Genomic DNA, 10,190 nt, shown 5'->3' on the forward strand with positions numbered 1-10,190 from the left:
ATTATTTACTAAATTCAGTGGGAAAATTAAAAGGGAATTAAATGAGTAATAATTTTAATGAGATTATAAAGGGTTTTTTTTGGGGAGCAGGGTTTGTAATAGCAACTCTAGGTGGCATCAGTGTATACGCGCTCACAATAGCTGCTGAGGTGGAGAGTGGATTTAAAGAGCAGGTTTCTAATAAAACATTAGATAGCACGTCTGATTTAAGTAATGATTACAAACTTACCCTTTCTGATATTTTTAAAGAAAATGGGCGGGTTAGAATAACTGCAGAGCTAAAAAATATAACCAACGAAAGCATATATGCAGCTGGAGTAATTGCTTCTACATTTGATAAGAATGGCAAATTTATTGGTAATTGTTTAGGTAAAAGCGATGACATATTTATAGAACCGAATAAGAGTAGCTATATTGATATTCATTGCAATCTACTAAGACCACAGGCGAGCAGAGTACACTCTGCCAAACTGAAATTTAAGTGGTTTTGATATTCTTTCTAAGGGATTTTCAGAACAAGTGAAAGTGTAGTTTATGGCAAATAAATTATTTAGTTGGCAACGTGGGCGACAAAAGTCGGGTTACGATAAAATGTTATTGTGCTACATGCTTTTCCCTTTTAAATTGGATGCATACTTAATTAAATTCCCGCAGGGCAGTGAAATAAAGCCGCATACCGATGAAGTTAAAACTGGCAGGCACTTTAGGCTTAATGTTGTATTGAAGCATGCCGCTAGGGGTGGTGAGTTTATGTGTGAAAACCCGATTATAAATTACAGTCGAATTAAACTTTTCAGACCCGATATTGAGCGGCATCAAGTATTAAAAATAGAGCAAGGTACTCGCTATATTTTAAGCATAGGTTGGATCAAAAAGTAATTATTGTAGGTTGGGTGGAGCGAAGCGAAACCCAACAAAAAACACCTTTCTTTTTAATAGCTGTTTTTACACAGCTATCAACTTCCATTCATTTCCTAAACCTAACCCCAATTCCACCGATCATCATCAACACCACAACCCCCCACACAAAGATGTTTCCGTATTGGCTGTACACGCTGTCGCCTTGTATAAGCTTTATATCGGCTTTCATGGTCGCAGCTTCAAACTGTGGCATGGTTTGTTGTGTGTGGCTTATTGGGTCGTATACGGCGCTTACGCCATTGTTGGTAACACGTACCAGCGGGCGTTGTAACTCTAATGCGCGCATGCGGGCTATTTGCATGTGTTGTAATGGCCCAATTGAATCGCCAAACCAGGCATCGTTACTTACGGTAAACAGCAAGTCAGAGTCGCTTTGGTAATTACCGCGTACTAAATCGGCAAATACTATTTCGTAGCAAATGGCAGGTAGCAGATTAAATCCATTGGCGCGTAGGTTGTTTTGCACTCTATCGCCACGGGTAAACGATGACATAGGTAAATCAAACAATGGCGCTATAGGGCGCAATATATCCTGAAATGGTACAAATTCGCCGATAGGTAACAACTGGTGCTTACGGTAGCGGTTTTTGTCTAGGTAGCGATAATGGCCGTGCTCGTCGTTGTGCTCTTTATTACCTACCACAATAAGGGTGTTGTAAATGGTTTTGGTGTCGAGCTGGTAGTCAACAATACCGGTAACTAATGCGGTTTTATTAAACGAGGCCGCGCTGTCTAAATTGGCTAAGTACGTGTCGGCAAGGGCTTCTATTTCGGGCACGGCGGCTTCGGGCCATACCACTAGGTCGGCATCCCAATGTGGGCGTGTTAGGTCTTGGTACTTGCTCATGGTGGTCCAAAACTCACTGGGTTCAAAGCGCAGGTGTTGTTTAATATTACCTTGCACCAATAAGGTCGACATTTCTTTGCCAGAGTAGCGATTATTACCTGAATTTAATGCGCCAATAACAAGTAACGCTAAAGCGGCTGCGCTTATTAATGGGGTTTTAAAATCTTTTTGGGTGAGCCTGTAAAGGGCAAAACCAATGCCAACACAGGTAAGCGTTAAGCCAAATTCGCCAATATAAGGGGCAAGCAGCCTAAGCGGGCCATCTGTTTGTGTATAGCCAAAACTTAGCCACGGAAAGCCAGTCAGTAAGTGTCCACGTAAGTATTCACTAATGGCTATGCTGGCAATTAGAAGTGCGCCCATGCTTTTAGGGCCACTTGCAAAGCGAGTTGCAGCCCAAAACGCCATCGCCGGAAATAGGGCTAAATATGAGCACAGTAAAGCCATTAACGAGAGCGATGCTATAAGCGGCATGCCGCCAAAGGTGGCAATAGATACATGCACCCAGCTAATACCCGCGCCAAACCAGCCTAAGCCAAATATAAAGCCATATTTAGCAGCGCTTTTTGCGTGCGCTTTAGCTGTGTTGTTTGGGTTAATACAAAAAATAATGGCGGCAATGCTAAAAAATGCGATGGGCCAAATTTGGTAAGGGGCGTAGCCAAAAGTTAAAATAAGGCCCGCAACCAGTGCGAGCCATGCTTTTTTATCTTTTACTAACAGGGTGAGTTTAGTTAGTAGTTTCTTCACTGTCGTTTTCATCAACCTTAGGAACGGTGACTTGCAGTTGTAAAATACGACGGTTATCAGAATTAGTTACTTTAAACTGATAGTCGTCTATTTCAATTGTTTCGCCGCGACTTGGCATATGGCCAAATGCGTGTAGTACCGTGCCGCCAATGGTATCGGCTTCATCGGTGCTGTAACCTGTTTTAAAGTACTCGTTAAAGTCATCTACAGGGGTGAGCGCTTGTACTACGTATACATGCTTAGCAAGTTGGCGAATATCTTGTTGATCTTCTTCTTCGTCGTGTTCATCTTCGATTTCGCCGACAATTATTTCAAGAATATCTTCAATGGTTACAAGTCCCGATACACCGCCGTATTCGTCAATTACAATAGCCATGTGGTAGCGTTGCTGACGAAATTCATTTAGTAGGGTGTCTACGCGCTTGCTTTCTGGCACTACCATGGCTGGGCGTAAATATTCGCGCAGTGAGGGTAGGTGCTCATCTTTATTTAAAATAAGCGGCAGCAAGTCTTTTGCGAGCAAAATACCTTCAACGTGGTCTTTGTCTTCACACACCACCGGAAAACGCGAGTGGGTGGAGTCGACCATCATGGGGATCAAATCTTCAAGGGGGCTGTCGACCTCAAGTGTGACCATTTGTGAGCGCGGGATCATTATATCGCGCACTTTAAGCTTGGATACACCAAGCACACCTTCAATCATTTCTTTGGTTTCTGGGTCGATTACGTCACGCTCTTGCGCGTCGGCAATTACTTCAACCAGCTCTTCTCTATTCTGGGGTTCCCCTTGCAACATTTGGGCTATGCGGCCCATCCACGTTTTGCCAGAAGAACCCTGGCTAGATTGCGAGTTATCGTCGCTCATTGCGTCTAAATGCTCCGTTAATTTAAATTTCGTCCCGGTATGGGTCAGCTATGTTTAGCTCTGCAAGTAATTGCTTTTCTATGCTTTCCATCTCAAAAGCGTCTTCACTCTTTATATGGTCAAATCCAAGTAAATGCAAGCATCCATGAATAACCATATGGGCAAAGTGGTCATGAAATGACTTTTCTTGCTCGATTGCCTCGGCCAATACAATGGCTGGGCAAATTATTAAATCACCTACTAATGGCAAATCAATGCCTGGCGGTGCTTCAAATTCGAACGACAACACGTTGGTTGGTTTATTTTTACCACGGTAGTCGTTGTTTAATTGTTGTGATTGGGCTTCATCGCTTATAACGATGCTCAGCTCCGACTCATCACGAAACTTGCTCAGGGCTTTATCGGCCCACAGTGCAAATTGTTCTTCGCTTGGGATGTTGTCAAACTCACACGCTATTTGTAAATCTAATTCGGTACTCACGGTATTACTCTTTAGTAGAAGGCGGCTGTTGAGCGGCAAGTTGCTCTTTGGCTTTTTGTTTTTCTATACGCTTTAGTCGCTCGCTTTCGTCATTGCGCTCGTAGGCTTCGACAATACGGCCAACAACAGGGTGGCGAACAATGTCGTGCGATTGGAAAAAGTTAAAGCTAATTTCTTCAACATCGCTAAGTACTTCTATTGCATGACGAAGGCCTGAGCGCGCACCGCGTGGTAAATCAACTTGTGTTATATCGCCCGTTATTACTGCTTTAGAGTTAAAGCCTATACGGGTTAAAAACATTTTCATTTGCTCGGCGGTGGTATTTTGGCTTTCATCTAAAATAATAAACGCATCATTTAGTGTACGGCCACGCATGTAAGCAAGTGGGGCAATTTCAATAATGTGTTTTTCAATAAGTTTTTCTACTTTTTCAAAGCCAAGCATTTCAAATAGCGCATCGTAAAGAGGGCGCAGGTATGGGTCTACCTTTTGGCTTAAATCGCCTGGTAAAAAGCCCAGTTTTTCACCGGCTTCTACCGCTGGGCGGGTAAGTAATATACGACGTATTTCTTGGCGCTCTAGGGCATCTACTGCGGCTGCAACTGCTAGGTATGTTTTACCTGTACCGGCAGGGCCAATACCAAAGGTAATGTCGTGATGCAAAATATTAGCAACATACAAACCTTGGTTGTCGTTACGCGGTTTAATTACGCCACGGCGGGTTTTAATAAACATTTCTTTGCCGTACGCACTTTGCGGCACTTCTTGTTCTAGGGCTTTTGATTCGGTAATGGCTAAATGTACGTTGTCGGGCTCTATTTCACCAATTTCGCCACGAACAGGTTGAGTATCAACATAAAGGTTTTTTAAAATTTCTACGGCCGCGGCACTTGAGTGCAGTTTACCTGTTACTTTAAAAAAGTTGTCGCGGTGGATTATTTCAACACCTAGGCGGCGTTCAATTTGTTTGATGTTTTCGTCAAACGGGCCACATAAAGAAGAAAGGCGTTTGTTGTCGGCAGGTTCTAAATAAATCTCTAATGTTTTTAACTGATTACTCAAAATTACTTCCTATTCGGGTGCGCCAGTAAGGGTTACTGGCGCAATGAATTTATACAACTACGGTACGAAAGTAGCTACGCCAATTTCGTTGGTTGTATCGATTTTTGGCTCAACGCTTGCAGCTTTTGTTAAAATAGCTGAAGGAGCAATATCACGACGTAAGTTCATTTCTGATTCTGTACGAATTAAATCGCCACGTAAAGAGTTTGGTAACGCTTCGGTAATACGTACATCAACAAACTGGCCGATCACTGTATGTGGGCCAACAAAGTTAACTACACGGTTGTTTTCGGTGCGGCCACGTAATTCCATTGGGTTCTTTTTAGAAGGCCCCTCAACTAAAATACGTTGCTCTGTATCAAACATTTGGCGGCTAATTTGTTGTGCCATTTGTGTAATACGGTTTTGTAGTAGGTATAAGCGCTCTTTTTTCTCTTGCTCTGATACGTCATCAGGTAAGTCGGCGGCAGGCGTACCTGGACGCGCACTGTAAATAAAGCTAAAGCTCATATCAAAGCCAATGTCGTTAATTAGGTTCATTGTGGCTTCAAAGTCTGTTTTGCTTTCACCTGGGAAACCAATAATGAAGTCTGACGACATGCTTAAGTTAGGGCGAATTTTACGCAGCTTACGTATTGTTGATTTGTACTCAAGCGCTGTATGGCCGCGTTTCATTAAATTAAGAATACGGTCTGAACCACTTTGCACAGGTAGGTGTAAGTGATCAACAAGTTCTGGTACATCAGCGTACGCATCAATAATATCTGGCGTAAACTCTACCGGGTGCGAGGTGGTGTAACGAATACGGTCAATGCCATCAATCGCTGCTACATAACGGATTAAATCTGAGAAGTAACAAATTTCGCCATCGTGTGTTTCACCGCGGTATGCATTTACGTTTTGACCAAGCAGGTTTACTTCACGTACGCCTTGCTCGGCAAGTTGCGCAACTTCTAATAATACGTCATCTAATGGGCGGCTAACTTCTTCACCACGGGTATAAGGTACAACACAAAAAGTACAGTACTTAGAACAACCTTCCATTATTGATACAAATGCAGACGGGCCTTCTGCTTTTGGCTCTGGTAAACGGTCAAACTTTTCAATTTCTGGGAACGAAATATCAACCACCGATGAACCTTTGTCGCCTTGCACTTGTTTAATCATTTCAGGTAAACGGTGTAATGTTTGTGGGCCAAAAATAACATCAACAAACGGTGCGCGCTGGCGAATAGAGTCACCTTCTTGTGAGGCAACACAACCACCTACACCAATAATTAAATCTGGCTTGTCGTCTTTTAATAACTTCCAGCGACCTAATTGGTGAAATACTTTTTCTTGCGCTTTTTCACGAATTGAACAGGTGTTAAGTAAAATAACGTCGGCGTCTGCTGCTTCTTCCGTTAGCTGGTAGCCGTTGGTTGCATCTAAAAGATCAGCCATCTTCTGAGAGTCGTACTCGTTCATCTGACAACCCCAAGTTTTGATATGCAGCTTTTTGCTCATTGAAATATAGCCTCGTGTTCAATTCGGTAGTGGCACAAAAATGTGCTTAAAACGGGATTAAGGAGCAAGGTTGCTCACTTAAAGGACGCGTATTTTAGCTGGATACCCGCCCAGATCCAAGTATAGTTTTCATGTTTGTGATCTCAAATCAATACACAGGCAGTTTAATAGCGTGATAGTTATATACTCTCGCACTAATGAGGCGAGTTACGGTACAATCAAAACAGTTTCACGTATTAACCAAATGATGAAAAACATGACTCAAAACAAAGTGATTGTTGTAGGCGCTGGGATGGTCGGTGCGGCCATGGCCATAAAGCTTGCACAGCAAGGAAAATCAGTACAAATAATAGAAAAAAAACTGATTAACGCCGACGCCATTTTAGCAAGTGATCAGGTAGATATACGGGTATCGGCTATTAACCGTTTTTCAGAAAACCTGCTGGACGAGCTAGGGGCTATGCCTATTTTAAGGCAAAATCGACTAGCACCTTACACGCAGTTAGAAGCATTTGAGCGCGGTGGCGACAACCTATTATTTGATTGCGCCGATATTAATACTTCGCACTTAGGTCATTTAATCGAAAACAATTTAATACAAGCAAGCCTTTGGCAGCAGTTTGCACATTATAATATTGAGGTTATTGAACAATCAGCACCTTTAAGCGCTATTGAGCAAGACATAACGTCAATCACCCTCATTTATGGTGATACCCGTTACACTGCTGATTTAGTTATTGCTGCCGATGGCGGGCAATCACAGCTACGTGCCAGGGCAAATATTGGTGTAACAGGGTGGCAGTATCAGCAGCACTGCATGGGCGTACTAATAAAGCTAGATGCGCCGCAGCAAGTAAAAACGTGGCAACAATTTACCCCTACAGGCCCGTTAGCCTTTTTACCTATGCAGGCGCCATATGCTAATTTAATTTGGTACGACAGTGCCAATACCTTACAAAACTTTAAAGGGTTAACGGCTGAGCAAATTAAAGCGCATGTTTTAAATAAGTTTCCGCTTCTTGCAGGGGATTTTGATGTGCAAAGCCATGCGGTATTTTCGCTTACCCGTCAGCATGCAAATAATTACTCTAATGGGCGTTTGGTGTTAGTGGGCGATGCGGCGCACACAATTAACCCACTGGCTGGGCAGGGCGTTAATTTAGGTTTTCAAGATGTGGTAGCACTCGCACAGGTGCTTGAAGACGCTGATGATATTGGTTGTCCGCTAAAACTAAAAGAATACGAGCGAAGCCGCCGTAAAGCCAACCTATTAATGATGAGCATGATGGATGCGTGTTACTTTGGTTTTTCTAACCAAATTACGCCACTAAAATGGGCACGCAGCCAGTTTTTAAAAATGGCTAACAATACCGGTCCTTTAAAAAACTGGGTATTAAAATACGCCATTAGTGGGGAGCTTAATTAAATCTATTTAAGTGATTGGCTAAATTAATAAATGCACAGCCAGTCACTCCCTTTCTTATGCCACTTGGGCAACTGCATAGTTGTCACTATTAATTTATTCCGTTATTGCGTTTTTTTGCCATACTCAAACTACTAACCAATTAAAAGTTGTGTGTTTGTGGATAATTTTTTTATTTTTATACTCATTGTTGGCGCTTTGCTACTAACGCTGAGCATTGTGCCAACAATAAAAATTTGTAAAAAAACTAACCGTGTTTCGTGGATTTTGCTACTGGCGCTTATTTTTAGCTTTATAGTGGGTTATTGGTATGTACTTTATTATTTTGTAAATAACGATATTGCCGGATTTATTGCTATGAGCGTATCGCTAATTTTATTTGGCGGGGGCGCTTTTGTTTATTTAGTTATTCAGCTTAGTTATAAAAGTATTTTAAAAATAGACCGCTTTGCAAAACGTCAACGAACCCTTGCCGAAAACGACAGCTTAACCGGCCTCCCTAATCGAAAAAAGTTTTTTCAGGTGCTTAACAAACAAGTTAAGTACGAGCCTTCGTTTTATTTAATGCTTATAGATTTAAACCGCTTTAAATCGATTAATGACTCATACGGCAATAAAGTAGGGGATATGCTGTTAAGCATTTTTTCAAAAACACTCAGCCATAATATTGTGGGAATAGCCAAGCTGTACCGTTTAGGCGGCGATGAATTTGCACTTATTGTTGATAACTCAGCCAATGAGGCAATTAATTTATGTATTGAAGCCATAAAAAAATCAACTAAACACCCATTTCATATTTACGAGCATAGCTTACGTGTACACGTGACTGTGGGAATAACAACCTTTGCGAATCACTCGTCGCACGCTAATGAGCTATTAAAGCAAGCAGACTTAGCACTGCATGAGGCTAAAGACACACAGCAACTGTATGTACATTACTTTGAGGCGCTGAGCACTCGAGCAAATGAGCTTTCAAATATGACCTCACGTATTAAGCACGCTATTAAAAACCACGAATTTGAGCTTTATTTACAGCCTATTTTTGATGCCAGAGCCGATGAAGTCCATGGTGCAGAGGCATTAATACGCTGGCCGCAAAGTGATGGCTCATTTATTAGTCCAGAGGTATTTATTGGCATTGCTGAGCAAAGTGGGTTGATATTAAATATTTCTAAATGGGTGCTACTAGAAACAATAAAGCACTTAAAGGAGTTAAAAGCAGCTGGGTTTATAGGTTCGTTGCATGTAAACCTTTCTACTAAAGATTTAGAAAGCCCGGAGTTTTATGAGTTTGTTGAAGAACTAGTAAAGCATGACCCAACGCTAAGCGACGCAATTATTTTTGAAATAACCGAATGTGCCATGATGACAAACCTAGAAGCCGCCCGCACAATGATGCAAAAACTAAATAGCAGAGGGTTTGAATTTAGTGTAGATGATTTTGGTACTGGTTTTTCTTCTTTGGTATTACTGCGAGAATTACCAATAAGCCAAATAAAAATAGATCAATCATTTATAAAAGACATGCTGACTCAAATAGCAGATTACGCGATTGTTGAATCGACATTGTTTTTAGCGACGCGACTTAATTGTAAAGTGGTGGCAGAGGGAATAGAAGATAACGATCTTAAACAAACATTAACGCTAATGGATTGTGATTATTTGCAAGGGTATTATTTTAGCAAGCCAGTAAACATTAATGAGTTTATACACAAATATGCAAATGAGGAAGAGTACAGGATAATATAGAAATTGGCTGGGATACCAGGATTTGAACCTGGGAATGCCAGGATCAAAACCTGGTGCCTTACCGCTTGGCGATATCCCAACAAAGAATTAGCTGATTATTTTAGTTCTTATCGAGAACATGGTGCGGAAGGAGAGACTTGAACTCTCACATCCTAAGATACTGGAACCTAAATCCAGCGCGTCTACCAATTCCGCCACTCCCGCATTTAACATACACAGGTGTTAATGTATTGGAACCTAAATCCAGCGTCTAATTCAAGACAACTGCTAATTCCGATACTTCCGCATATGGTCATTCTTTTATGCAATTTCTTTGGTAGAAGAAATTGGCTGGGATACCAGGATTTGAACCTGGGAATGCCAGGATCAAAACCTGGTGCCTTACCGCTTGGCGATATCCCAACAAAGAATTAGCTGATTATTTTAGTTCTTATCGAGAACATGGTGCGGAAGGAGAGACTTGAACTCTCACATCCTAAGATACTGGAACCTAAATCCAGCGCGTCTACCAATTCCGCCACTCCCGCATTTAACATACACAGGTGTTAATGTATTGGAACCTAAATCCAGCGTCTAATTCAAGAC

General features: G+C 41.8%; 9 protein-coding genes and 4 tRNA genes. 4 read left to right on the plus strand and 9 right to left on the minus strand.

Features of this window, described 5'->3' with window-relative positions:
* The first annotated feature begins 41 nt into the window (after positions 1-41).
* Positions 42-491, plus strand: coding sequence for an FxLYD domain-containing protein (locus MTF64_RS04110; protein WP_248450674.1), 450 nt, complete (start codon positions 42-44; stop codon positions 489-491).
* A gap of 43 nt (positions 492-534) precedes the next feature.
* Complete coding sequence (locus tag MTF64_RS04115) at positions 535-879, plus strand: 2OG-Fe(II) oxygenase (RefSeq protein WP_126007659.1); 345 nt, start codon at positions 535-537, stop codon at positions 877-879.
* A gap of 88 nt (positions 880-967) precedes the next feature.
* Here the strand turns inward: MTF64_RS04115 and lnt are convergent, their stop codons facing one another.
* Genes lnt through miaB form a run of 5 tightly spaced genes read right to left on the minus strand, consistent with a single transcriptional unit; the run spans position 968 to position 6,433 of the window.
* Positions 968-2,518, minus strand: a complete 1,551-nt coding sequence (gene lnt, locus MTF64_RS04120; protein ID WP_248450675.1) for an apolipoprotein N-acyltransferase — start codon at positions 2,516-2,518, stop codon at positions 968-970.
* Complete coding sequence (gene corC / locus MTF64_RS04125) at positions 2,499-3,383, minus strand: CNNM family magnesium/cobalt transport protein CorC (RefSeq protein WP_004589463.1); 885 nt, start codon at positions 3,381-3,383, stop codon at positions 2,499-2,501. Before corC ends, lnt begins: the two co-directional genes overlap by 20 nt.
* A 22-nt stretch (positions 3,384-3,405) precedes the next feature.
* Entirely contained in the window at positions 3,406-3,864 is a 459-nt protein-coding gene (gene ybeY, locus MTF64_RS04130; protein ID WP_248450677.1) for an rRNA maturation RNase YbeY, read from the minus strand.
* A gap of 4 nt (positions 3,865-3,868) precedes the next feature.
* Positions 3,869-4,927: a PhoH family protein gene (locus tag MTF64_RS04135; protein WP_055253090.1), complete on the minus strand. Its 1,059-nt coding sequence runs from the start codon at positions 4,925-4,927 to the stop codon at positions 3,869-3,871.
* Between the two features lie 57 nt (positions 4,928-4,984).
* Positions 4,985-6,433: a tRNA (N6-isopentenyl adenosine(37)-C2)-methylthiotransferase MiaB gene (gene miaB, locus MTF64_RS04140; protein ID WP_029774570.1), complete on the minus strand. Its 1,449-nt coding sequence runs from the start codon at positions 6,431-6,433 to the stop codon at positions 4,985-4,987.
* A 256-nt stretch (positions 6,434-6,689) separates the two neighbouring features.
* Between miaB and MTF64_RS04145 the strand changes: the two genes are divergently transcribed.
* Both MTF64_RS04145 and MTF64_RS04150 read left to right on the plus strand, forming a co-directional pair.
* Positions 6,690-7,859 carry an FAD-dependent monooxygenase gene (locus MTF64_RS04145; protein ID WP_248450679.1) on the plus strand — a complete coding sequence of 390 codons (1,170 nt, stop codon included), beginning with the start codon at positions 6,690-6,692 and terminating at the stop codon, positions 7,857-7,859.
* Positions 7,860-8,015: 156 nt separating this feature from the next.
* Positions 8,016-9,605, plus strand: coding sequence for a bifunctional diguanylate cyclase/phosphodiesterase (locus MTF64_RS04150; protein WP_054983450.1), 1,590 nt, complete (start codon positions 8,016-8,018; stop codon positions 9,603-9,605).
* A gap of 4 nt (positions 9,606-9,609) precedes the next feature.
* Here MTF64_RS04150 and MTF64_RS04155 read toward each other — a convergent pair.
* The 4 genes from MTF64_RS04155 to MTF64_RS04170 form a co-directional block, all read right to left on the minus strand.
* A tRNA-Gln gene (locus MTF64_RS04155) sits at positions 9,610-9,684 on the minus strand.
* Between the two features lie 40 nt (positions 9,685-9,724).
* Positions 9,725-9,809: transfer RNA gene (locus MTF64_RS04160), tRNA-Leu, on the minus strand.
* A gap of 123 nt (positions 9,810-9,932) precedes the next feature.
* A tRNA-Gln gene (locus MTF64_RS04165) sits at positions 9,933-10,007 on the minus strand.
* Positions 10,008-10,047: 40 nt separating this feature from the next.
* Positions 10,048-10,132: transfer RNA gene (locus tag MTF64_RS04170), tRNA-Leu, on the minus strand.
* Positions 10,133-10,190 lie beyond the last annotated feature (58 nt).

Source organism: Pseudoalteromonas sp. 2CM41L (genome assembly GCF_023161905.1).
GTDB lineage: Bacteria > Pseudomonadota > Gammaproteobacteria > Enterobacterales > Alteromonadaceae > Pseudoalteromonas > Pseudoalteromonas atlantica.

What these genes read in the sequence shown, in the direction of transcription:
- MTF64_RS04145 (WP_248450679.1), top strand. Translation starts at nt 6,690, where the DNA reads ATGACTCAAAACAAAGTGATTGTTGTAGGCGCTGGGATGGTCGGTGCG.
- miaB (WP_029774570.1), bottom strand. Translation starts at nt 6,433, where the DNA reads ATGAGCAAAAAGCTGCATATCAAAACTTGGGGTTGTCAGATGAACGAG.
- corC (WP_004589463.1), bottom strand. Translation starts at nt 3,383, where the DNA reads ATGAGCGACGATAACTCGCAATCTAGCCAGGGTTCTTCTGGCAAAACG.
- MTF64_RS04110 (WP_248450674.1), top strand. Translation starts at nt 42, where the DNA reads ATGAGTAATAATTTTAATGAGATTATAAAGGGTTTTTTTTGGGGAGCA.
- MTF64_RS04115 (WP_126007659.1), top strand. Translation starts at nt 535, where the DNA reads ATGGCAAATAAATTATTTAGTTGGCAACGTGGGCGACAAAAGTCGGGT.